The organism is Candidatus Arsenophonus nilaparvatae (assembly GCF_045346035.1).
In the GTDB taxonomy this organism is placed as follows: Bacteria; Pseudomonadota; Gammaproteobacteria; order Enterobacterales; family Enterobacteriaceae; genus Arsenophonus; species Arsenophonus nilaparvatae.
The window spans coordinates 432,346-452,089 of the sequence record NZ_CP158507.1; the positions used below are offsets into that span (position 1 = coordinate 432,346).

Below are 19,744 nucleotides of genomic sequence, written 5' to 3' on the forward strand. Positions count from 1 at the left end.
TTATCATGATGAGACCTTGCTTTTCAGTATCGTCAGATAGTCATCGGTGATTTCTGTTTCAAAGGTCAGATGCTCCATGGGTGGCGGCGGGGTGTATTTGTAATTCAGTTTCAACTGCCCCAGACTGAGCGCATCCTTGGTGTTGTTCGCCGGGTCATACCAGCAGTGAAAGCCCAGCAGCGCCCCATCGGCAATCAACCTCCTGCCATAGCCATTGACCGATTCGGTCAGCGCATCAATCAGCCCCTGATTAATGGGGCGATCAATATATTGCAGACTGAAATGGCGGATAGACTCATTAATCATGTCCCCGGTGCGCCGCACATTTTCAAAATTCTTCAGATGCGTCACGGTCGGCCAGGCCGCCGTGCGGTTGCCCCACAGGCGTAATCCGCTACCAAAACTGTTAAATACCGTGGTAATGCCGTTCTGGTTAAGCAGATTGACCTCGCTATTGGCATCGTCAATACGCGCACTTAACGGGCGCTCAATCCCCACAATGCCCATCAGCGCCTGATTGGAAGACGACCACCAGAACCCTTTTTCACGGTCAACTTTGGCCCGCAGACCCGCCGCGCGTGCCGACAGCGGCTCCAGGCGAGTCTGGTTTGTTGCCTTGTCATAGACCTTGACCTGCGGATAACACAGGCGCACCCGATCAGAGGCGGTATTAAAATTAATCGTGCCTTGTGGCCCCCGTCCAGCGATGGCCTGGGCAAACGTCGTCCCCGCCGGAGCATCAATATAGGCGATGGCTTCACATTGGTGTGCCAGGGCTATCATAGCGGTGGCCACCGCATTTTGGTGCGAGAAGCCGGACGCAATCAGCAGCTTCGGGCGAAAACCAAACAGGCTGTCGGCATTTTCCAACGCTTTCATACCGGTACGCTGGTCGGCGGCATTGGTGGTGCCCAGAATGTCAGCAGCGGTGATTTTTGAGACATCCGGCGTATTATAGGTGACACTGACGGTGGCCCCCTGGGCAATACCGCCGGTGGTGACACGGATGACTTTGCCGGTTGCGGCGGCCACGGTATAGTCGGTCGCTACCTGATAGAGGGTCTGCCCATCGGCGCTTTTCACCACCATATCACCCACGGGTAACTGGCTCAGTGTGGCACTGTGGTGCGTGCTATCGAAGGTGACACTTTCTGCGGTTATCGTTTTCTGATGGCTTTTGGGATCAAACACATTGACCACCAGAACCGTCCCGACACCGTGGTCATAGATAGCGCGCAAGGCTTGCGGCAGGGTAAATCCACTTCGCTCATCGCCAAACTGCGCGGCATCCTTTTCCGATGTACACAGGGTCAGGGTATTGACCGGGCCTGTGGGCGCGGTACCGACCAGGCCAATCACGGACGATTCTCCCGTTTTGACCGGACGAGTCCCGCGTTCAATTTCCAGCGTATCAACGCCGTGATGGTGTTCTCTACTCATGGGGTGACCTCGTTACTTTTTGTGTCTAATGGCCCTTTGCCGCGTTTTCTGGCGGGCATCACTAACGCTGTGCTGACCGGCGCTTCGACGGGCCGGGCCTCATCAGCGGGAAGCGCCACGGTGTCGCCCGATGAGGTGATTGCCTGTGCCAACGGTGCCGTCATGATGGGGTCGACGGGGTTGCTGCTTCCTGACCCAGAAAGGTTAAATAGCCCTGGGCTTCCAGCCCCAGCACATAATCGTTATCCATCGGCAGGGTCACTTCCTGACCCGGCCAGAACATCACATCCAGGATGCGGCCATCCGGTAAACGTAACGAAGCACCGCCCATCTGTTCGCCGTCATAACGATAACGGGCCGGTTTGCCAGTCGGCTGCTGGGCCTGTTGTGATCGTTGTTCAAAATCAGTCAACGGTTTTGGCGGTTCAACGGGCGTATCGGGATAATCAAAGCCCAGGAAGGTCAGATAGCCCTGCGCTTCCAGCGAGACAATAAACGGATGATCGACCGGCACATCGACCACCTGACCGGGATAAAACATCACATCCTGGGTACGGCCATCAGCCAAACGCAGGGCCGCCCCATTCGGGGACTCACCGTTGTAGCGAAACTTCGCCATAAGCCACCTCGTTATTCTCTGTCTTCATGATATCTTCCCGGGTACGCGGTAAGGCCTCCTGCGGGGCGTCCTGCACAAACCAGGTTTCGGTCGCCACCGTCAGCGCGTATTGCCATAAACCCTCGGATTGCCCCAAAAAGACCTCATCAATCAACCACAGCGGGCGGCGACAGTCCGGCGGCATAAAGCCCCCCACGGCCTGACGCAGGGTATCGAGGGTGGCAATCGCCCCGTCGTTACCGTTAAGCTGGCGCATCACCAGGGTCAGCGTGAAATGCAGCACCCGCGGCTGGAATACCATGCCCACATCCTCAATGTCGCCAAAACGTGAGCGGGCAAAACTGAGCAGCACCGCACCGAGTGGATGGTTAAGATGAAAGCGTTCCGGCTGCTCAGGGAAGAAGGTGACCTCCAGCTGCGGTAAGCGTTTTGTCAGCAGGCCCAGGAGGGCGCGCATGATATCGAGCGTCATTCAAAGTCCTCCAGTAAGCCGCCGGGGCCGCTAAAGCGCGCCGGACGGGCATAAACATGAAAAGCCCCCGGCTCGGGGAGCACCTGACCACTGGCGGCGATACCTAACGTCAATTTTCCGTCGCGCAAGGCTTCCAGCATTTTTAAGCTGCCTCGATAAACCTCTTTATGGCTTCCGGCAATTGGCCTTCGGGACGACGCAGGTACAATCGATGGCTGACCAGATTGACCGCCATATCGCGCAGTACCGTGGGAACGGTTTCCAGTGGCAATACATAACGACCGCGCAGATGGGCATCAATCAGCTCATCGGCATAGCGAATGGCATCGTTCAGCACCTTGTCGTTAATCACATTGGGCAGGCCACCCATCAGCGCTTCGCCTGAGACATCCTGCGTCAGCTGAACCAGCGTATGACGGGAGAGCAATTGCCCGATATCCTCCAACGTGCAGTAGGCCATCAGATACCTCTGACCATGCGGATAATTTCACCCGCGGCAGTGGCCGCATCCAGAGCCACCCCACCGTTGAAGCGGGCAGCCCGCCACCGGTTAATGCACTTTCCGATACCACCCGGCCTTCACTGTCGGCCTTGAGCAGCTCGCCCGCGCTAATCGCGGCGCCGGCCTCTACCGCCATGATGCCCAGCACATTAATCGGTACGCTGTCGCCTTTTTTACCGGAGACCTCGGCGACACCGAGTTCCGTCCCGGTGCCCTTAAAGGGTTTTGCCGTTATGCCCACCAGACGATGGGCGGTTAAATCTTCCACCGCCACGACGGTGGTGGTGAGTACCACCTGTTGTGTCACCATCTTTTACGCTCCTTTAATGCCGCTAATCAGATAACCGGCTTCACTGCCCACCACCGCTACCTTGTAAATATCGGTATAGCGGATATTGACCACCTTGCCGCCAACACTGTCAAAGCGGTCGGCCAGCGGCATCCCCTGCCGGCGGAAGGTATAGCCAAAGGAAGGCATATGCTCATCGGCGCTATCACTGCCTACTGACGGAAAATTGACGACATGCAGCATCAGGTTGTCTTTCCACAGGTCGGTGGTGCTTTTACCGTCTTTCGCCAGCTGAACGGGTGCGCCAATCAGCACCTCATCCACCTGGAATAAATCTTTTAAAATCTCGGTGGTAATACGCTTGCGTTCATTGCCGCCCAGCGCGTCTTGCAGCACCTTATGGAAGCGCAACAGTGCCATCACGCTCGCCCCCATGGTAATGACGTTGGGGCGCAGGCCGATATTGGCCCGGACCACTTCCATCCCGGCTTCAATCTCTTTCAGTGGATCGCCATTTTTCTTGTTCCAGGCGGCCTCGCCCGTCAAGGCTTTGGTGGCGTTGCTGGCATAGACCGACGCCGATTGGGCCAGCTCGGCGACATACTGCTCACGGCGCAGCAAAATACCGTCGGTGGCGCGTTTAATCGCCTTGATTTCTTCATTGAACATCGATTCCGCCTGTTCGCGGTAATCGACCGGCACCGCCAAATCATGCTCATCGAGCACGATATCGGTGAACGCCTGTTTCTCTCTTAACAGAATATTGCTGTTGGCCCCGACCGCGCGTTTGGTTTCATACAGCGCCAGCCGTCCTTTACCAAAGGTCGGCACCTTAACCCCTTCCTTTTCTACCCTGACGAGAGGAAACAGCTTTTCCCCAATCAGGCTGGCATTGCGGTATTCAGCGGCAATGTGGGTCAGCACCGGGTCGTTGGCCCGTTTGCTTTTTAAATAATCAGACATAGGACTCTCCTGACAGGCAGCGCTTCACCGCCGCTTCGTAAGGGATGGACTCACGCGCCTTAAGCGCCATGGCCTGTTGATGCAGCGTATCCGGATCGGATGCCCGCTCACTAAAGGTCAGACTGTTTTGCGGCGTGTTGCCTCTTCCCGGCACCGCCCGCTGACTAAAATCAACCAGCGGGGTAGCGCTGGTAAACAGAGACTTGACGGCATCAACCAGTGGTTGCGTTTTGCTGCCCTCACTGAAGGTCAACGCCTGCTCTTTGCCAGACAGCGCATCCAGTAACGCCACCATCACCGCTTGTCCGGCAGGGGCCAGGCGTGCTTCATTAATCAGACTTTCGGCAAATGCCACATTGACCTCGTGGGCGACGTTGGCGGCCTGCGCGGCCTTTTCAGCCTGATGGGCGCTAATCTGTTGCTTTAAGGCGGCGTTCTCGGCTTGCAGCCGTTGATTTTCGGCTCCATTTTTTCCACGGTAAGGTTCTCCGTTGTCAGGGTGGCGTGATGAGCCTCGGCTCAGAAAAGGTGCTGGTCGCGGTGGTTAAGCGGGGCGTGTCAGGCTGGGTGCGCAAATAGTGACTAAGGAACGCCCGTAAGCGGGTAAACAGCGGATCGTGATCGCACTGCATGTCTTCACTCAACACGACGACCCCTTCTTCGCCTTCACTAAAGGTCACCGGCTTAAGGCCCTTGACCGCCGGCGGCTGGGCACCCAGGAAACCGACGTGTTGCAAATAGTAAATACCGGGCACCGGATTATGGGGGGAATCCGGCGCATAAAAGGCGGCTGAGATTTTTTTGTAACGCCCACTGACCACGGATTCGCTAAATGTCGGCTCCAGTTGCTGGGGTTCGGCTATCAGTGAGCGTCCTTGCGCCGACAGCCGTTTGATCCAGCCATAAGCGGGTGCATTGGTCGTCGGATGACCGATCACTATTGGCGCTTCATGCAAAGCCGGATCATAGGCATTCGCACAGACATGCAAATCGTTTTCACTAAATGTCACGCGGTCACCGGCTCCGGTAATATAGTGGCCTGGCTTGAGAATATGCAGGGGTTTCATGGCACCTCCATTGACTATCATGCCAACAGTCTATGTCGGGTTGTCTGATTTCCCTTTAAAGGGCTTTAAAGATTTTCATTTGCGTCTTTTTTGAAGACAAATGAATGACGAGGCGGCTATCAGAAATAACCGCGTCAGGAAGGGGTTTATAAAGCTTTATAAAGGGCGGAAACGCGCTCGGGTATCGCGTTGTATCCTTTAAGCACCCGAACGCGTCAAGCAGCGCTTAGCGGAGGCTAGCCTGTTGCAAATAATCAATCACTTCATCGAGCAGCTGGCGTTTGACTTCAGCCTGTAGCTGTCCCGCCTCGGATACCGGCAGGTAAGGGCGCGGCGGCAGCGTCACTGACCCACCGCGCCCCGCTTTCCCACCCAATTGATGAAGTCGGGCATAAACGCGATGGGTGCCGACCCTGGCCTGATGCGCATCATATTCCGGCGTTACGCTGCGGCGCAAATACCCGTCACGTGAGAGCGTCATGCCCTGGCGGGCGAGTGCTGCGACCGACGGTTGCCAGCGTGGCCGCCCCTGTTCTTCAAAATTAAGGTCGGTAGCCGTTTTCAGCGTTTCAGACCAGCGGCGCATCAGTGGCGTCAGGTCATAAGCGGCGTTCTCCAGTTGCTTCAGCGCCTGTTTCAGGTCGTTATCGGTTATCTCAACCGACAGGAGGGTGGGTTTCATTGAGTGCCTCCGAGTGCTTTGCTAGCGACGGCGTGTAACGGCCCCTGATAGCGGGTTAAGTCCGGTCGATACCCTTCACCGGGGTTATACGACCAGCCGATATCCGGGGAAAACACCGTATGATTGTCGAGTGTCAGCTGGGCCACCGGCTGCATTTCGCCGGTTTTGCGCGAGACCACCTGCAACGACCAGCGCAGGCGGTCGCCGGACGTTTCCACCGTGAGTCCTCGCGCTTTGATGTCCCGTTCAGACAGTGCAATCACGCTGCAGCGACAGCGCCAGCCATTGGGCGGGTAGAGTGCACGCCATACCGGGTCATCGGCAGAAAACACCCGGCCATGCAGTGCCAGGTGGCTTTTGCGGGTGCGGTTATCGCGTATTGCCACATACATCCAGTAGGGACGCGCCGCAACATTCTCCCGCATTTCTGCCCAGCGCCCGGCGTTGTACAGGGTAGTCAGATTGGTGCGGTAAATGGTCTCCAGTCGCTGCGGACTGCCTAATTGCACCGTCACCGGCTCCCCGCTCACCGGGTCGGTGTTTGCCTGTTCCCCCCACCATCCCTTGGCCTGCAGTGTTGGGGTCAATTCACGGGCAAACCACTGGCCGGTTTTGCCTTCCGCCAGAGTGGTTTCCAGCGCCTGATAAATGTCCTGCAGAATATCCAGTTGTGTCACCTTGGCCACCGTCGCGCTCTGCGCATGGGCGGCTTGCCAGACGTCCTGCCAATCCCAGGAAAAGGTAAAGCCTTTCGCTTTTAAGTAGGCTATCGCCCGTTTGGGCGGCAGGCTAAACAGTGCCGTCAGTTCGTTATCATTGAGTGTTGGCATGTAACCTCCCCAGACGTTGGCAACAAACATCACCCGGGCCAGGGTTTCCTGGAGGGCGTCCGCCTGCATCTCGGGGTAAAGTGCGGCCAGTTTTCCCTCAGTTCGCCGGGGAAATACCCGATTTTACCGCGTCAAATAACGGGATGAGCAGCGGTTGCAGGGTGTTGTCCAGCGTGCCGTTTTTCATCAGGCTGTCCAGTGCCCGGTCAAGCTGTGCCTGGGCATCAGACGCGGTCTTGGTTTGTTCCTCAGCAAAGGTCAGCGCGGGTGCGGAGGGAGCAGTGGCTTTTGGCTCGCTTTCCATCAGCAAATCCCCCGGTTGCAAGCCATATTCACGCTGATAGTATTGCGCGCTGAAAAAGCCGGCGGTTTGCGCCAGACTCAGGTCACGCTTGGCCTGCACCTCATCGATGGTCTCCTGCTCCCACAGTCGCCACACGGGCGCGGGCACATCACCAAAGTTCAGCTCAACCAGCCAGCGGAGTATCTGGTTTACCGCACTCATTACCATCACCGCATCGCCATCGCGGATATCGGCGGCCACTTCCAGCCCGGCCTGGGCGGAAGCGTGATTGGTTTCGGCTTCGGTAGTCTGGTTCTGGCCCAGCAGCGCAATGGTGATTTCGCTGCGAGCCATCTCAATCAGGTCTTTATACAGACGGCTCGACGCGCCTTTGGTGGCGGGCTCCTTGAATTCAATGCTGCTGTCATCCGGGATAACCGCCACCGCATCCTGCACCATCTGCTCGAGGGAGTGCAGCAGCGGGCTGATATGCGCCTGGTCCTGGCTACGCGGATGATACCCCACTACCCAGGGGGTGCCGTACTTCTCACTAAAGCGCATCCAGAACGACCAGCCGGCTTTCTTGAACGTCACCGGCCAGAAGCACAGCGACAAATCCGCAAACCCGTAGGGGTTATCAAAGGTGGCGTCTTGTGTCGCCACCACAAATTTGCGCGGCGGTAATAACTCGCCCGCCAGGCCGGACTGCGGTGCCTGAAAGCGCAGGCGATTCTCGGTATCAAAGGTAAACCACTCCGGTGGCTTGCCCACCACATCGGTGACCACCAGATGGCGACCGTCTTTTGCCCAGCTCAGTTCGGCGGGTTGATAGCCAAAAAAGGCCGCCTCCAGCAGTTCACCGATGATGCGGTTCATGTCCCACTGCGCCAGGGTCTGTTCAATAAAGCGCAGCACATGGGCGGGCGCTTGCCCTGCATCCAGTCCGCGCTCCAGGCATTTGACCGCCGATTTGCGCCGCCGGATACTGCTACCCACCAACGGCTCAGCGCGTAACTGGCGGTAGACGCTAATCGCCTGGCCTCTGGCGCGTAATATCGGGTCGGGATTGGGTAAATGGCCAAACAGTTGCCCCAGGCCCGCCGGACTGCGGGCACGGGTAGCAATGTCACTGAACAACGCTTTTTTATCGATAATCATCAATATCCCTCCAGCAAGGATGAGGCCTGCCGTGGGCAACAGGAATAAGCGCGCACCGGGCCGTGCGGCTGGTCGGCGGCGTTAAGCGCTAAAAACAGCGCCCAGGCACGGTCAGCGTGCCCGGCGGCATCGCTCTCGGCCACAAAACGCGGCGCGCCAGTCGGACTCATCACTTTTTTCAGTTTATGCAAATCGGCGCGTAACGCGCCATCGCCCTGTGGCAGTCGCAAGCGCCGGTCTTCAAAGACCTCTTTACCGCGTGTCGCCAGCGTCAGCTTGTTTCTGGGCGTGAATAACACCCTTCGACCCGCGTGCTGCCATGACGGCGTTTGGCATCTTCCACCGGCTTTTCGCCGAGACCAGTCTGGTCGATGCAGCAGCGCAGCACCCGGTAGTGGGCAAAGACCCCATCGAGCAGTGCATCCTGCTCGGCAAACGGGGCACGCTTGCGGGTAATGATGTCGCGCGTCCAAACCACATCGCCCACCTGCTCAATCACCCAAATCACAAACAGGTCGTGGCGCAGACCGATATCGACCCCGACAAAACAGGGGCCACCCTGATAGTGCTCAGGCTTGCCGGCCTGCGGGTGCTCTACGCCATCAATCAGATCATAGGAAAGCCAGCTTGATGCTTCATCCAGCCAGTGCAGTTCAAATTCCTGCGCCCAGGCGTCTTCATCATTGAGCGCCTGTTTGAGGGCGGCCACATCCCGTGGCAGGCCGTATTTGACCGCTTGGTAAATGTCGACCCGATGGCGCGACCAGACGCTGTCCAGCGACGGGTCGGTCATCAGTTCATAAAACTTGTTGCCCTTGCCATTCGGGGTGGAAGTGACACGCAACTTGTAGCCGTTTGATATTACCGGAAACAGCGCGGCCCAGATTTTGCGACTGTCAGCATGAAAGGCAAATTCATCGAGAAACACATTGGCGGCAAAGCCGCGCGCCGTATCGGGGTTCGCCGGGAGTGCGGTAATACGTGAGCCGCCGGGTAGCTCCGCCTCTAGCATGGTATAACGTTCGCTGCCCGAGCCTTTCACGCTGCCTTCGATTTCACGGATGGCCAGACCGTACGCCTGACAATGCTTTTTGACCCCTTCTTCCATCGCCTCTTTGGCCTGGCGCTCGCCGCGCGATAAAATCACCCAACGCGCCGACCCACCGAGGGCTTCCACCCTGAGACAGTCATCGACAATTTCCAGCGTGGTGGTAAAGGTCTTACCGGTCTGGCGGGCAAAACAGCCAATCTTGAAACGCGCCGGATCCAGCATCCAGTGTTGCTGATACGGGTAGAGTGTCACGTTTTTGCTCATGTGATAATCCCATAAATTTCTTCACGCACCCGCTTCAGGGTCTCCAGACTGACATGTCCTTTGCCTTGCTGCGCTGCTTCCAGCTCCAGCGTAGCCATTTCCGCGCTGATTTTTTTAAGCTGGCCTTACAGTTTTTTCAGACTGACGCTGGCATGAATAATCGGGGCCAAATTTTTCGCCATGCGGGCAAAACGTTCAGCCCGTTCAACCGGCGAGCCCGCTTCTTCCTTGATGGTTTGTGCCTCCAGCAGGCTATTGAGTAATTCAGTCTGCACCAACGCCATAATGGACTCTGAACGGGTATCCTGGTCATCCGGCGCACCCTTGGTCAGTTGCCGCGCCGCTTCAGTCGCGTCACGAATAGCGGCAAAGCGGCGTTGCACCTTCTGGCCATAGCGGGAAATCTGCGCCCGACCGATGCTGTACCCTTTATCCCGCAGCAACGTCTCCAGCTCGCGGTAGCCACTGAAATTGCGCTCGGTCAGCGCCCGGTCGAGCCATTCACGCACCGAGACGGGCAAGACTTCGATATGACTGCGCGGTGCCATCGTCACTCTCTCCAGTATTTGGCCGGGCGGGCAATGCCGGGGATATCGTCGGTGACGTATTCCACCAGATTCACCCCTTCCGGCATCAGTGTGGCGGTCCATGAGCGTGCGGGCGGTCGGGTCAGGCGAACCAGGCTTAAGCCCTCAAGGAACAGCAACTCTTTTGCAGCTCCAGCATGGTCATATCCGGGTAGAGCGAATGGCCCACATCCCACAGCAGCCGGTCATTGGCCGGATAGGGCCGCGCCTTGTTGACCACCTGCAGTAACACCCAGCGCAACCCTTCACGGCGCGCCTGTTCGGTCTCTATCATCGTTATCCTCCTGCCACCTGACGCAGTTGTATCGTTTCCAGCTTCTGGTAAATCGCGTCAAGCCGTGACTCCACCACCTGCTGATAATGAATAAATTCGTCGCGCCGGACGTAACGCTCCGGCACCTCTACTTTGAACTCCAGCACCTCGCGCTCAAGGCGTACCCCTTTATCGGACGCCTCGCGCATCAGACGCTCCAGTGACGCAAACCGTTCGGTCTGACGCTTTTCGGTCTCCCGGATAAACCACCGTGCCAGCCCCGCGAGAAAGCCCGCCAGCCCAAACAGATAGCTCACCAGTACCCAGAAATCGACCTGTAATGTCATGGTTGTGATCCTTCTATATAATCCAGTAATCCATTTACCTGTGCCCGCCAGACCTGGCACTGTTGCCCGTTGTCGGTGATATTGGCGAGGATATCGCGCTGGGTAACTGGACTCGGGGTGTGTCGCTCGCCAGGGGTCTCAGCTGACCGGGTCGTGTTGCCAGTGCCGCCGGCAGCGGCGGCAGGGACTGAACCGTCAACGTCTGACAGCCCGAGGGCGGCGTTGTAGTGCTGCACGAAGCCACGAGTAAATACGCAGGCCACAGTATGTGCCTGGCCTTTTTCATCCTGCCAGTGTTGGGTAACGTCATCTATCCGCCTGGTTAAGTGTCGGGTTTTGTCACGAAGCTGCGCAATACGATTCAGATAGTCCTGTTCAGCCTGATGCGCCACCTTCACCTGATGGGTAAAACGCTGTTGCAAAGCATTTAGGGCTTGTGCGGCCTGCTCGGCGCGCTGTTTTTCCTGCATGGCAAACGTCTCGCGCAGCTGACTGAGGGTTGCCGCGCACCGTTCGGTTGAGCGAGCTGCGCCTTGTGTGTAGCCGTGCCACCAGATGCCCGACAGCAGCGCCATCACCAGCACCCTGCTGAGGCTTTTCAGGCTGACTGCACTAAACACAGCTTGCCCCTCCCCAGGTCAGATAACGCGGTGCCAGGGCTTTTAAAATACGGCGGGGATAATGGCGATTCTCGCGCCAGGCACTTGCGCCGCGTCCGGCATTCACCCGCTCAATGCTGTCAAACCAGCGCCTGCCATCGAACCCCTGCTGTTTCGCAAGACGGCGGTCACGCTGTACCCAGCCCAGGCCGCCGTTGTAGGCCGAGAGCGTCATCGCCATGCGCTCACACGCATTTACCGCCGACACGCGTTGCCATAGCCAGTGATCGAAACTCACCACCGCACGTAAACTCCAGCCGGGATTGAGGGGTGCTTTGGCCGCCAGCCCTGGCATTAACGCCCCAATCCAGGCGGTGGTCGTGGGCATAAACTGCCCCAGCCCCTGCGCCCCAATGGTATTGGTGATACCCGGCTGCCAGCCACTTTCGTGGTCAATCTGGGCGGCAAAATCCGCCACTGGCGCATTAAGGCCCCATACCAGACGGGCGTTGCGTATCAGGTCAGCCCGGTATGGCAGTGCTGCGGGCGGGGGATGGGCGGCATTCGCATCAAAGGCACCACCCAGCAGTAGCATCAGCAAAAAGAACAGCATCATGCCGGGTGGTTTATTGGGGTGTTGGTGATAATGCATACTCACAACCCCATCGCCACACTCAGACACACCGCCGCCACAATCACCGCTCGACGCAGTTGAGCGGCGGCAAAGACCTGATGGCAGCCGCCGCGCACCGGATGTCGACCTTGTGCTACCTCCGGGTGGTCATGGTGCAGGTATTGACCGGGTCGCGCTTTGGGGAACAGCGAACGGTCAAGCCAGTAACCGACCACCGCTGCCAGGGTAATCAAAGCCAGCTTATAGACGACCACCGGCAATTGCTGCGGCGACACCAGGCCAATCACCAGCAACAAACCGGCCGCAGTGAGCAACCAACCGCCGAGACGCGGGGTTTTAAAGGGTGTCAAAGTCAATTTTTTTCGGATTTTCATCACCATCTCCCTGAGAATCAGGCCGACAGTGTCGCAGGACAGTGCGCCAATCGCTTTTAAAGCGGTTTACTAGTGGGAGGATTGGTGAACGGTTAGGTTAGGCGCAGTGATTAGCCCCGAATGGGGCAAGGGAAAAAGCGCGACCCACCCGGTGCAGGAACACCGGACAGGCCGTCAACACACAGACACGACCTGTGAGTCAACCGTGGCGCTTTCCGTTCTCGAGAACAGGAAAGAGTCTACCTTAATTTCCATTAGTGAAAAAGGCTTACAGACAATGCAGCAAAATTTTTACCGATACTGCCCTGGATAGGCGGTAAACGGCGGCTGGCAAAACAGATTTTACCGCGCTTTCCTGCGCATACCTGCTACGTGGAGCCGTTTTGTGGCGCAGCCGCGCTCTACTTTATGAAGTCACCCAGCAAAGCGGAAGTGATTAACGATATCAACGGCGAGCTGGTCAATCTCTATCGGGTACTAAAACACCATCTGGAAGAGTTTATGCGCCAGTTTAAATGGGCGCTGGTCAGCCGGGCGATGTATCACTGGTTAACCATCACCCCAACCGAAACCTTAACTGATATCCAGCGGGCCGCCCGTTTCTATTACCTGCAAAAACAGGCATTTGGCGGCAAGGTGGCGGAGCACACCTTTGGCGTGACCACCACCACGGGGCCACGCCTGAATCTGCTACGCATGGAAGAAGAGCTGTCGCTCGCGCATCTGCGATTATCACGCACCACCATAGAACAGCTGGACTGGGCCAGCTGCATTGCCCGTTATGACCGTCCGCACACGCTGTTTTACTGCGACCCACCGTACTGGGGGACAGAAGGCTATGGCGTGGATTTTGGCCTGGAGCAATATGAAAAATTAGCGGGTATGGGACGGGATTTAGCGGGCATGATGATTATTTCAGTCAATGATATTCCCGAGATGCGGGCAGTGTTTCGAGGCTTTGTGATGGAGAGTGTACCAATTCGTTATAGTCTCAACAGCAATCAGCCCACCCAACGGCGTGAGCTGATTATTACCGTTAAATAACCCTCTCCGCTGCAACGGAGAGGGATGGGTCATGCGCGGCTGCGGGCGGCTTTTTTCTCTGCCATTGCAGCCAGGGTACGTTGTGCCACCTCGCGTGTTTCACCGGGGATATGGCGGAACGTCGTCAATAAAGTTGCCTCCTCCTCATCTCTTACCACGTCGAGTGCACTGGCTTCATCACTGCGCTCACCAGTGATCAAGTAATTAACATCAACCCCTAATGCTTTAGCCGATACCAGATAAGCCGCATCAGGATGCCGCTCACTTTTTTCATAGTTGTATTGAGTGAGTTTTTTGACTCCGCACCGTTCGGCGAAGATCTCCTGGCTAAGCCCCAATCGCAGGCGCTCTGATTTAAGACGATCTCCCACCCCTTCGAGTGTCAGTGTCACCCACTGCTGGGTATCGAGTGGTGCCTGTTCATCGCTCGTAGCAGCCGTAGACGTTTTGCCAGCCAGTTGCTGGCTTAGTTGTTGCAACTGCTTCTCTTTTTCTGCCACCAGTTGCTGACTGCGTTTAAGCGCCGACTCATCTTTACGTAATGCCGCCCGTAATTCCCGTACCGACATCCGGTCAACGTCATCTAGCGTCAATCCGGCGATGGTGCCGCCTTCGGCTAAAACATCTAGATCCTCATCATTTTCAGTTAATAATTCATAAAGTTTAGCTTTTCCTAAAACGCCTAACGTTGCGCGTTTTGGGGCTTCAATTCCATTACCTAAAAACTTTAGGCTTGCCTGCATCATTCTGCGAGCTGTTTGCGGTATAAGCCCTAAATCCTTTTCAAGGATTTTTGTAAATTCCCCATGAGGTTCATTCTCTTTAAGAATAATCAGCCGCTTCCCGGCCTCCAGCATCGCCTCGGCACTTTGCGCCATATAGAAGCGCGCTTCATGCACAATGCGTTCCCTCTCATAGGGTAGCCCATCCCCAAAACGCGCCATCACCTCCTGTTGAGCGCTGTTTTCTGCCTTTTTTTCAGGGTATGCAATTGCCCCCCCCCCCGCAATCGTGATATTGTCCGCCGTACTGACAGACAGGCTGGTTGTCGCTTTTTTCTTTGCCATACAGGTCTCCTTTAGGCCGATAACAGCCCGTGGTCTTTAACGGTGATAGAAAACATACAAAAACATATAAAAAAGACTTTACATTATTTTGAATGCTATTGTATATTTATTTTTAACTTTTTATAACGGAGATAACACCATGTCACTGCAACACCCAGCCGACTTTAAGCGCAATTTTTACGAGCATATCTATCAGCAATATCCTTCGGTCGCTAAGTGGGCACAGGAATATGGTTTTAAGCCTCATGACATCTATGTGTTACTGAATGGTGCTTGCCAAGGCTCACGCGGAAAAGCCCGTAAAGTAAAATGCGCTATTGAACAGATAGTTGGTTCACCCATGCCATACAGTAAAAAACGCCATAAAAAATAACATTCGCCTGTTTCACTGACGGTAACACAATTTCCATTAATGAAAAAGAGGCATTCGATGAAAAACACCTTATTACTGCACCCCTCTTCACGCACACGGCGGGCGCTGCGTATTTTGAAAGCCATGAAAGGGCATTACCGCGACGGCCTGTCCAATAAAGCCCTGGCGGCGCTAATCAATGACTCTGCGGCCAATATCAGTCGCACCCTGCCATTTTTAGTGGAAGAAGGGATGATTGAGCGGCGCTTCAATGGGAATTACGCCTTGAGTGAAGAATTGATACAGATTGCCCTTGCCTTTTTTGATGAAACCGAACGGGCACAAATCAAGATGGCAGAAAGGCATGGCCGCTGCGTAGCCTCATCGTCAAAACTGTAAGAGGACAAAATAATGGGTAGAAAAGCATTACCGATGACGGCTGAAATTGCCCCCGAACAACCGTTGGCACCGGATTTAATGAACAACCTTAATGCCCTGGCTGAACATCAGCAAGCCATTATGGATAAGTACGGCGAGGGCTTGCCCTATCAGCGCGAGCGCATTGTGCATGAGGCGCGCTTCTATATGGCACAGAGCGCCGAAGCCATGCTTGAGGCGGGGAAGCGACTCATTATTCTTAAAGAGAATGAACCTCATGGGGAATTTACAAAAATCCTTGAAAAGGATTTAGGGCTTATACCGCAAACAGCTCGCAGAATGATGCAGGCAAGCCTAAAGTTTTTAGGTAATGGAATTGAAGCCCCAAAACGCGCAACGTTAGGCGTTTTGGGAAAAGCTAAACTTTATGAATTATTAACTGAAAATGATGAGGATCTAGATGTTTTAGCCGAAGGCGGCACTATTGCTGGTATGACACTGACCGAGGTTGACAGGATGTCGGTACGAGAACTGCGCGCAAAATTACGAGAGACAGAAAAATCCCTTGAAGCCAGCCGCCGCCTGGCCAATGAGAAAGATCAAAAGATCAATGAACTGAGTGAAAAACGCCTGATCGATCAACATCGCCCGTTAGGGGAAGAGGGCTTACGGCATCTCCGCGAAGAAATTAGTCTGGTGGGCTTTGATGTTAAAGCTATGTTAATGGGACGCTTCCGCGAAGGGTTGGAAAAACTGAATAGCCACAGTGGGGATATTCTGTCCCATGCCGACTATTTAGCGGGGCTACTCAATGATATTGAGTTTGAAATCAATGTATTACGTAGCGACTTTGCCTTGCCCCACCACGCGGTGTCAGAGGCAGTACCTGACTGGATAAAAGACGATAGTGATGCCGAAGACGCCGATTTTCAGTTACCGGAGCACCTGCGCGGTACTGGTGAAGATAACGGTGAGGAGGTGGTGCAATGAACACCATCCTGACCGAACGCGTACTGGCGATTGCTCAGGCTGCCGAAAAAGCAAGGCATGGCGGTAAAGACGCGGTTTATCAGACAGGTTGCCAGGCACTCGGCATTTCCAGGGCGACGCTGCTGCGAAAAATCAAGCAGGTGAGCTATAAGGCACCGCGCAAGCAGCGGGTAGATTATGGTACCAGTGCCCTGACGCGTGACGAAGCTCTGTTGATATCGGGCGTTATCATGGAAGCAGAACGTAAGAATGGCAAACGCCTCTACAGTCTGCGAAAGACGGTTAACGACCTGCGGGCTAATAACCTGATTGATGCCGGGTATATTGATAATGAAACCGGCGAGTGGTTCGCCCTGTCGGTCGATGCCATCAGCCGGGCATTGTACCACTATCGTCTACACCCTAATCAGTTACGGGCACCGGCCCCGTGTGTCCAACTAAAAACTGACCATCCCAATCATGCCTGGCAGCTGGATGCGTCGCTGTGTGTGCTTTATTACCTGAAAAATCCCGATAAAAAACGCACGACACGCGATAGCGGCCTGCGCATGATGACAGAGGCGGAATTTAACAAGAACAAGCCCAAAAATCTCGACCGCATTGTTAACGACCGCGTCTGGTCATTTGAGCTGACCGACCACACCAGCGGCTGGATTTACGCCGAGTACCGCTTCGGTGGCGAAACGACACAAAATTTTACCGATGTGCTGATTAATGCCATGCAGGAGCGCGGTGGGGCCGACGTACTGCATGGCGTGCCGCGTATCCTTTATACCGACCCCGGTTGTGCCCTGGTCTCGTCCACGATGCGTAACTTGTGCAAAACCCTCGGTATTCAACTTATCGCCCATAAAGCCCGCAACGCCCGCGCTACCGGCTCAGTGGAAAAGGCGCGCGACATTCTCGAGTGCCATTTTGAATCTGGCCTGCGGTTTGTGCAAGTCGATAATATTGATGAACTGAACCGCCTGGTCGGGTTGTGGCGTAAAAAATACAACCGTACCGCCATCCACCGACGTACCGGCATGACCCGCACCGACTGCTGGCTGCGTATTACCCCTGGACAGTTAATCAAGGCACCACCTGTTGACGTATGCCGCGAACTGGCGGTGAGTCTGCCGGAAAACCGTAAGGTTAGCACCCACCTTCGCGTGTCGTTCAGGGGGAGTGAATATGATGTGCGGCAAGTCCCCGGCGTTTGCGTGGGCGACACCGTACAGATAGTGCGTAACCCCTGGCGCGACAGTGAAGCGCAGGTGGTCATGATGAATGAGGACGGGCTGGAAACCTTCTGCCGGGTGCCGGAAGTGGTGAAAGACGACTATGGCTTTGCCCTCAATGCACCGACATTAGGCGAATCGTTCAAGGCATTACCCCACACCACGGCGCAACATCATCTGGCGGAAGTCGAGCAGACCCTGTATGGCACCACCACGCCGGGGGAAACCGCCGCCGCGCAAAAAGCCAACGCCTTACCCTTTGATGGGCGCTTTAACCCTTATCTGGACAATGAACGCGATACCCCACCGATTTACCTGCCCAAACAGGGTCAGGTCTCCCCGGTTTGCGCCCCGCGTTTTGAAGAACGTTTAAACCCGGTCGTGGTGGTGCAACGCCTGCGCGCGCGTTTCCAGTCGGCGGGCAAGACCTGGCGCAGTGAATTTTACACCGCGCTGACCCAACGCTTCCCGGACGGTATTCCGGCTGACCAGGTCGATGCACTGGGTGATGAACTGATGGCCCAGTCCACCGATGTGGTGCTCAGTCTGGCCAGTCACGGTTAACGGGAGGCCATCATGCTGAAACTGAAAACCCTGTTACAACAACACAATCTGACCCAGGCGGCACTGGCCCGTGCGCTTGACCTTTCCGAGGCGACACTGGCGCAGATAGTCAACCACCATCAGTGGCCGAAACAGGACACCGACGCGCTAAAACAGCGTATCCGTGCCTGGCTATGTAACCAGGGCATCGCAGCGGACGACTGCTTTGACGGGATAACGCCCGGCGGAAAGGAAAAGCGCCCACTACTTAGCAATGAGGAAGACACCATGTTACTCAAAAAACAGGTATTGCTGCCTGCCACCAAAAAGCATTTCGGGCTGTTTCGCGCCCCGTTTGATGACCAGGCCATACAGGGTCATGAAGATGTGTTTTTAACCCCTCAAAGCCGTTATGTGCGTGAGGCATTGTACCAGACCGCCCGTTATGGCGGCTTTATCGCCGTTATCGGCGAATCCGGTTCGGGTAAAAGCACGCTGCGACGTGACCTGACTGACCGTATTTATCGGGAAAACGCCCCGGTGGTGGTGATTGAACCCTACGTGCTGGCGATGGAAGACAACGACCATCAGGGCAAGACCCTGAAAGCGGCCAGTCTTGCCGAGGCTATTGTCCATACCCTGGCCCCACTGGAAAAACTCAAACGCTCGCCGGAAGCCCGCTTCCGTCAGTTACACCGACTATTAAAAGAGAGCAGCCGCGCCGGGTACAGCCATGTACTGGTGATTGAAGAAGCCCATTGTCTGCCCATCCCGACCTTAAAGCACCTCAAACGCTTCTTTGAGCTGGAAGACAGCTTTAAAAAACTGCTGTCCATCGTCCTGCTGGGACAACCCGAACTGGGCGACAAGTTATCCGAGCGCCTGCTAGCGGTCAGGGAAGTGGTACAGCGCTGCGAAGTGATTGACCTGCCGCCGCTGGATGAACACCTGACCGACTTTCTTGATTTCAAGTTTAAACGCGTCGGTGGCGACACGAGCAAAGTCCTCGGCCCGGATGCGATACCGGCACTACGTCAACGCCTAAGCTGGCTGCGCCCGAAAAAAGACACGCCGGTCAGCCTGCTTTATCCCCTGGCTATCGGCAATCTGGTGACCGCCGCCATGAATCTGGCCGCGCAAAACGCCATTCCGGTTATCGACGCCAATATTATTCACAGTGTGCATTAAAGGAGGCTTTTATGCTGAACCCCGCCGTGACCATTAAAAACCCGTCAGCGATGACCTACCAGGCCATCCAGCAGCAGTTCAGGCAATGCCTGTCGGTGATGGACAACCTCAGCCAGGAAGGTTTTACCGTCAGTCAGTTTACCGTTGATGGCTATAGCCGTCCGACCATTACCCTGCTGCATGACCGACGGTGTGATGCCTTACATAAAAAGGGGCATGCCGTTCGCTATGCCCTGGGTACCGACCATCAGGGTCGCTGGGAAAAATACCAGTTTCTGCAAGATAACTGCCGAATCACCTGGGAGGTACGTTAATCATGAAAACACGCCCTGTCCGTATTACCGCTCGCCAATCGGTTTATTTGGCAAAGACCGTCGATATGCCGGAACAGGACTATGAAACCTATTTATCGATTTGCGAAAACTGCCGTGATTTTAATGAACAGGATTGCTGTCTCGGTGACATTGCGGCCCGATATAGAATTAACGTATTTGAGCATATTCAATACAGTGACGCCCTTGAGGACATTATTTTCGAGCGCGTTTAAT

The 19,744-nt window shown here is 55.5% G+C and carries 28 protein-coding genes and 1 pseudogene; 8 read left to right on the plus strand and 21 right to left on the minus strand.

Going from position 1 to position 19,744, the window contains the following annotated elements; all coding sequences use genetic code 11:
* Positions 1 to 3: 3 nt before the first annotated feature.
* From WH390_RS02095 to WH390_RS02190, 20 genes and pseudogenes are all read right to left on the minus strand, one after another.
* Complete coding sequence (locus tag WH390_RS02095) at positions 4 to 1,440, minus strand: phage tail sheath subtilisin-like domain-containing protein (protein WP_032116659.1); 1,437 nt, start codon at positions 1,438 to 1,440, stop codon at positions 4 to 6.
* 160 nt (positions 1,441 to 1,600) lie between these two features.
* Positions 1,601 to 2,059 carry a hypothetical protein gene (locus WH390_RS02100; protein ID WP_406850630.1) on the minus strand — a complete coding sequence of 153 codons (459 nt, stop codon included), beginning with the start codon at positions 2,057 to 2,059 and terminating at the stop codon, positions 1,601 to 1,603.
* The gene (locus WH390_RS02105; RefSeq protein ID WP_032116661.1) at positions 2,034 to 2,531 is read right to left on the minus strand and encodes a Gp37 family protein; all 498 of its coding nucleotides are present in this window, start codon (positions 2,529 to 2,531) and stop codon (positions 2,034 to 2,036) included. The genes WH390_RS02100 and WH390_RS02105 overlap by 26 nt, the downstream gene beginning before the upstream one ends.
* Positions 2,528 to 2,671, minus strand: a complete 144-nt coding sequence (locus tag WH390_RS02110) for a hypothetical protein (protein ID WP_406850631.1) — start codon at positions 2,669 to 2,671, stop codon at positions 2,528 to 2,530. Before WH390_RS02110 ends, WH390_RS02105 begins: the two co-directional genes overlap by 4 nt.
* A 2-nt stretch (positions 2,672 to 2,673) precedes the next feature.
* Positions 2,674 to 2,991, minus strand: coding sequence for a DUF1320 domain-containing protein (locus tag WH390_RS02115; RefSeq protein WP_406850632.1), 318 nt, complete (start codon positions 2,989 to 2,991; stop codon positions 2,674 to 2,676).
* Complete coding sequence (locus WH390_RS02120) at positions 2,876 to 3,343, minus strand: capsid cement protein (RefSeq protein WP_406850633.1); 468 nt, start codon at positions 3,341 to 3,343, stop codon at positions 2,876 to 2,878. The genes WH390_RS02115 and WH390_RS02120 overlap by 116 nt, the downstream gene beginning before the upstream one ends.
* A 3-nt stretch (positions 3,344 to 3,346) precedes the next feature.
* Positions 3,347 to 4,285, minus strand: a complete 939-nt coding sequence (locus WH390_RS02125; protein WP_032116664.1) for a hypothetical protein — start codon at positions 4,283 to 4,285, stop codon at positions 3,347 to 3,349.
* Positions 4,278 to 4,640, minus strand: a complete 363-nt coding sequence (locus WH390_RS02130) for a hypothetical protein (RefSeq protein WP_406850634.1) — start codon at positions 4,638 to 4,640, stop codon at positions 4,278 to 4,280. Before WH390_RS02130 ends, WH390_RS02125 begins: the two co-directional genes overlap by 8 nt.
* A 139-nt stretch (positions 4,641 to 4,779) precedes the next feature.
* Positions 4,780 to 5,352: a hypothetical protein gene (locus tag WH390_RS02135; protein WP_406850635.1), complete on the minus strand. Its 573-nt coding sequence runs from the start codon at positions 5,350 to 5,352 to the stop codon at positions 4,780 to 4,782.
* A gap of 226 nt (positions 5,353 to 5,578) precedes the next feature.
* Positions 5,579 to 6,034, minus strand: coding sequence for a phage virion morphogenesis protein (locus WH390_RS02140; protein WP_406850619.1), 456 nt, complete (start codon positions 6,032 to 6,034; stop codon positions 5,579 to 5,581).
* Positions 6,031 to 6,864: a phage minor head protein gene (locus tag WH390_RS02145; RefSeq protein ID WP_052044999.1), complete on the minus strand. Its 834-nt coding sequence runs from the start codon at positions 6,862 to 6,864 to the stop codon at positions 6,031 to 6,033. The genes WH390_RS02140 and WH390_RS02145 overlap by 4 nt, the downstream gene beginning before the upstream one ends.
* Before the next feature lie 6 nt (positions 6,865 to 6,870).
* Positions 6,871 to 8,305, minus strand: a pseudogene (locus WH390_RS02150) (DUF935 domain-containing protein); the annotation flags it as partial.
* Entirely contained in the window at positions 8,305 to 8,604 is a 300-nt protein-coding gene (locus tag WH390_RS02155; protein ID WP_406850636.1) for a hypothetical protein, read from the minus strand. The gene WH390_RS02155 and the pseudogene WH390_RS02150, both read right to left, overlap by 1 nt.
* Positions 8,577 to 9,620 (minus strand): terminase large subunit domain-containing protein, encoded by a 1,044-nt coding sequence (locus WH390_RS02160; protein WP_406850637.1) that lies wholly within the window; start codon positions 9,618 to 9,620, stop codon positions 8,577 to 8,579. The genes WH390_RS02155 and WH390_RS02160 overlap by 28 nt, the downstream gene beginning before the upstream one ends.
* A gap of 125 nt (positions 9,621 to 9,745) precedes the next feature.
* Complete coding sequence (locus WH390_RS02165; protein ID WP_032116668.1) at positions 9,746 to 10,168, minus strand: phage protein Gp27 family protein; 423 nt, start codon at positions 10,166 to 10,168, stop codon at positions 9,746 to 9,748.
* A gap of 136 nt (positions 10,169 to 10,304) precedes the next feature.
* On the minus strand, positions 10,305 to 10,481 hold the full coding sequence (locus WH390_RS02170) for a hypothetical protein (RefSeq protein WP_406850638.1): 177 nt from the start codon (positions 10,479 to 10,481) through the stop codon (positions 10,305 to 10,307).
* A gap of 2 nt (positions 10,482 to 10,483) precedes the next feature.
* Entirely contained in the window at positions 10,484 to 10,807 is a 324-nt protein-coding gene (locus WH390_RS02175) for a hypothetical protein (RefSeq protein ID WP_032116670.1), read from the minus strand.
* Entirely contained in the window at positions 10,804 to 11,427 is a 624-nt protein-coding gene (locus WH390_RS02180) for a hypothetical protein (RefSeq protein ID WP_032116671.1), read from the minus strand. Before WH390_RS02180 ends, WH390_RS02175 begins: the two co-directional genes overlap by 4 nt.
* Positions 11,420 to 12,058 carry a transglycosylase SLT domain-containing protein gene (locus tag WH390_RS02185; protein ID WP_081932935.1) on the minus strand — a complete coding sequence of 213 codons (639 nt, stop codon included), beginning with the start codon at positions 12,056 to 12,058 and terminating at the stop codon, positions 11,420 to 11,422. The genes WH390_RS02180 and WH390_RS02185 overlap by 8 nt, the downstream gene beginning before the upstream one ends.
* Before the next feature lie 2 nt (positions 12,059 to 12,060).
* The gene (locus tag WH390_RS02190) at positions 12,061 to 12,414 is read right to left on the minus strand and encodes a putative holin (RefSeq protein WP_032116672.1); all 354 of its coding nucleotides are present in this window, start codon (positions 12,412 to 12,414) and stop codon (positions 12,061 to 12,063) included.
* A 297-nt stretch (positions 12,415 to 12,711) separates the two neighbouring features.
* Here WH390_RS02190 and WH390_RS02195 point away from each other — a divergent pair, with 297 nt between their 5' ends.
* A complete protein-coding gene (locus WH390_RS02195; RefSeq protein WP_406850716.1) occupies positions 12,712 to 13,458 on the plus strand; it encodes a DNA adenine methylase in 747 nt (248 codons plus the stop codon).
* A gap of 29 nt (positions 13,459 to 13,487) precedes the next feature.
* Here WH390_RS02195 and WH390_RS02200 read toward each other — a convergent pair whose 3' ends face one another.
* The gene (locus WH390_RS02200) at positions 13,488 to 14,525 is read right to left on the minus strand and encodes a hypothetical protein (RefSeq protein WP_406850639.1); all 1,038 of its coding nucleotides are present in this window, start codon (positions 14,523 to 14,525) and stop codon (positions 13,488 to 13,490) included.
* A gap of 139 nt (positions 14,526 to 14,664) precedes the next feature.
* On the opposite strand from WH390_RS02200, the gene WH390_RS02205 reads away from it, so the two are divergent.
* The 7 genes from WH390_RS02205 (at position 14,665) to WH390_RS02235 (ending at position 19,743) form a co-directional block, all read left to right on the plus strand.
* Positions 14,665 to 14,898 (plus strand): hypothetical protein, encoded by a 234-nt coding sequence (locus tag WH390_RS02205; RefSeq protein WP_032116674.1) that lies wholly within the window; start codon positions 14,665 to 14,667, stop codon positions 14,896 to 14,898.
* 57 nt (positions 14,899 to 14,955) lie between these two features.
* Positions 14,956 to 15,276 carry an Rrf2 family transcriptional regulator gene (locus tag WH390_RS02210; protein WP_032116675.1) on the plus strand — a complete coding sequence of 107 codons (321 nt, stop codon included), beginning with the start codon at positions 14,956 to 14,958 and terminating at the stop codon, positions 15,274 to 15,276.
* Between the two features lie 12 nt (positions 15,277 to 15,288).
* Positions 15,289 to 16,245, plus strand: coding sequence for a hypothetical protein (locus WH390_RS02215; RefSeq protein WP_069187520.1), 957 nt, complete (start codon positions 15,289 to 15,291; stop codon positions 16,243 to 16,245).
* Positions 16,242 to 18,029 (plus strand): DDE-type integrase/transposase/recombinase, encoded by a 1,788-nt coding sequence (locus WH390_RS02220; protein ID WP_032116676.1) that lies wholly within the window; start codon positions 16,242 to 16,244, stop codon positions 18,027 to 18,029. The genes WH390_RS02215 and WH390_RS02220 overlap by 4 nt, the downstream gene beginning before the upstream one ends.
* Positions 18,030 to 18,041: 12 nt before the next feature.
* Positions 18,042 to 19,196: an AAA family ATPase gene (locus tag WH390_RS02225; protein ID WP_032116677.1), complete on the plus strand. Its 1,155-nt coding sequence runs from the start codon at positions 18,042 to 18,044 to the stop codon at positions 19,194 to 19,196.
* 98 nt (positions 19,197 to 19,294) lie between these two features.
* Positions 19,295 to 19,510, plus strand: coding sequence for a hypothetical protein (locus tag WH390_RS02230; RefSeq protein ID WP_290605697.1), 216 nt, complete (start codon positions 19,295 to 19,297; stop codon positions 19,508 to 19,510).
* 2 nt (positions 19,511 to 19,512) lie between these two features.
* Positions 19,513 to 19,743 carry a hypothetical protein gene (locus tag WH390_RS02235; protein ID WP_032116679.1) on the plus strand — a complete coding sequence of 77 codons (231 nt, stop codon included), beginning with the start codon at positions 19,513 to 19,515 and terminating at the stop codon, positions 19,741 to 19,743.
* Position 19,744: the final 1 nt, after the last annotated feature.

What these genes read in the sequence shown, in the direction of transcription:
- WH390_RS02095 (WP_032116659.1), bottom strand. Translation starts at nt 1,440, where the DNA reads ATGAGTAGAGAACACCATCACGGCGTTGATACGCTGGAAATTGAACGC.
- WH390_RS02235 (WP_032116679.1), top strand. Translation starts at nt 19,513, where the DNA reads ATGAAAACACGCCCTGTCCGTATTACCGCTCGCCAATCGGTTTATTTG.
- WH390_RS02115 (WP_406850632.1), bottom strand. Translation starts at nt 2,991, where the DNA reads ATGGCCTACTGCACGTTGGAGGATATCGGGCAATTGCTCTCCCGTCAT.
- WH390_RS02205 (WP_032116674.1), top strand. Translation starts at nt 14,665, where the DNA reads ATGTCACTGCAACACCCAGCCGACTTTAAGCGCAATTTTTACGAGCAT.
- WH390_RS02230 (WP_290605697.1), top strand. Translation starts at nt 19,295, where the DNA reads ATGGACAACCTCAGCCAGGAAGGTTTTACCGTCAGTCAGTTTACCGTT.
- WH390_RS02225 (WP_032116677.1), top strand. Translation starts at nt 18,042, where the DNA reads ATGCTGAAACTGAAAACCCTGTTACAACAACACAATCTGACCCAGGCG.
- WH390_RS02120 (WP_406850633.1), bottom strand. Translation starts at nt 3,343, where the DNA reads ATGGTGACACAACAGGTGGTACTCACCACCACCGTCGTGGCGGTGGAA.
- WH390_RS02110 (WP_406850631.1), bottom strand. Translation starts at nt 2,671, where the DNA reads ATGCTGGAAGCCTTGCGCGACGGAAAATTGACGTTAGGTATCGCCGCC.
- WH390_RS02105 (WP_032116661.1), bottom strand. Translation starts at nt 2,531, where the DNA reads ATGACGCTCGATATCATGCGCGCCCTCCTGGGCCTGCTGACAAAACGC.
- WH390_RS02165 (WP_032116668.1), bottom strand. Translation starts at nt 10,168, where the DNA reads ATGGCACCGCGCAGTCATATCGAAGTCTTGCCCGTCTCGGTGCGTGAA.
- WH390_RS02170 (WP_406850638.1), bottom strand. Translation starts at nt 10,481, where the DNA reads ATGATAGAGACCGAACAGGCGCGCCGTGAAGGGTTGCGCTGGGTGTTA.
- WH390_RS02220 (WP_032116676.1), top strand. Translation starts at nt 16,242, where the DNA reads ATGAACACCATCCTGACCGAACGCGTACTGGCGATTGCTCAGGCTGCC.
- WH390_RS02190 (WP_032116672.1), bottom strand. Translation starts at nt 12,414, where the DNA reads ATGAAAATCCGAAAAAAATTGACTTTGACACCCTTTAAAACCCCGCGT.
- WH390_RS02215 (WP_069187520.1), top strand. Translation starts at nt 15,289, where the DNA reads ATGGGTAGAAAAGCATTACCGATGACGGCTGAAATTGCCCCCGAACAA.
- WH390_RS02200 (WP_406850639.1), bottom strand. Translation starts at nt 14,525, where the DNA reads ATGGCAAAGAAAAAAGCGACAACCAGCCTGTCTGTCAGTACGGCGGAC.
- WH390_RS02185 (WP_081932935.1), bottom strand. Translation starts at nt 12,058, where the DNA reads ATGCATTATCACCAACACCCCAATAAACCACCCGGCATGATGCTGTTC.
- WH390_RS02175 (WP_032116670.1), bottom strand. Translation starts at nt 10,807, where the DNA reads ATGACATTACAGGTCGATTTCTGGGTACTGGTGAGCTATCTGTTTGGG.
- WH390_RS02140 (WP_406850619.1), bottom strand. Translation starts at nt 6,034, where the DNA reads ATGAAACCCACCCTCCTGTCGGTTGAGATAACCGATAACGACCTGAAA.
- WH390_RS02135 (WP_406850635.1), bottom strand. Translation starts at nt 5,352, where the DNA reads ATGAAACCCCTGCATATTCTCAAGCCAGGCCACTATATTACCGGAGCC.
- WH390_RS02125 (WP_032116664.1), bottom strand. Translation starts at nt 4,285, where the DNA reads ATGTCTGATTATTTAAAAAGCAAACGGGCCAACGACCCGGTGCTGACC.
- WH390_RS02145 (WP_052044999.1), bottom strand. Translation starts at nt 6,864, where the DNA reads ATGCCAACACTCAATGATAACGAACTGACGGCACTGTTTAGCCTGCCG.
- WH390_RS02210 (WP_032116675.1), top strand. Translation starts at nt 14,956, where the DNA reads ATGAAAAACACCTTATTACTGCACCCCTCTTCACGCACACGGCGGGCG.
- WH390_RS02100 (WP_406850630.1), bottom strand. Translation starts at nt 2,059, where the DNA reads ATGGCGAAGTTTCGCTACAACGGTGAGTCCCCGAATGGGGCGGCCCTG.
- WH390_RS02160 (WP_406850637.1), bottom strand. Translation starts at nt 9,620, where the DNA reads ATGAGCAAAAACGTGACACTCTACCCGTATCAGCAACACTGGATGCTG.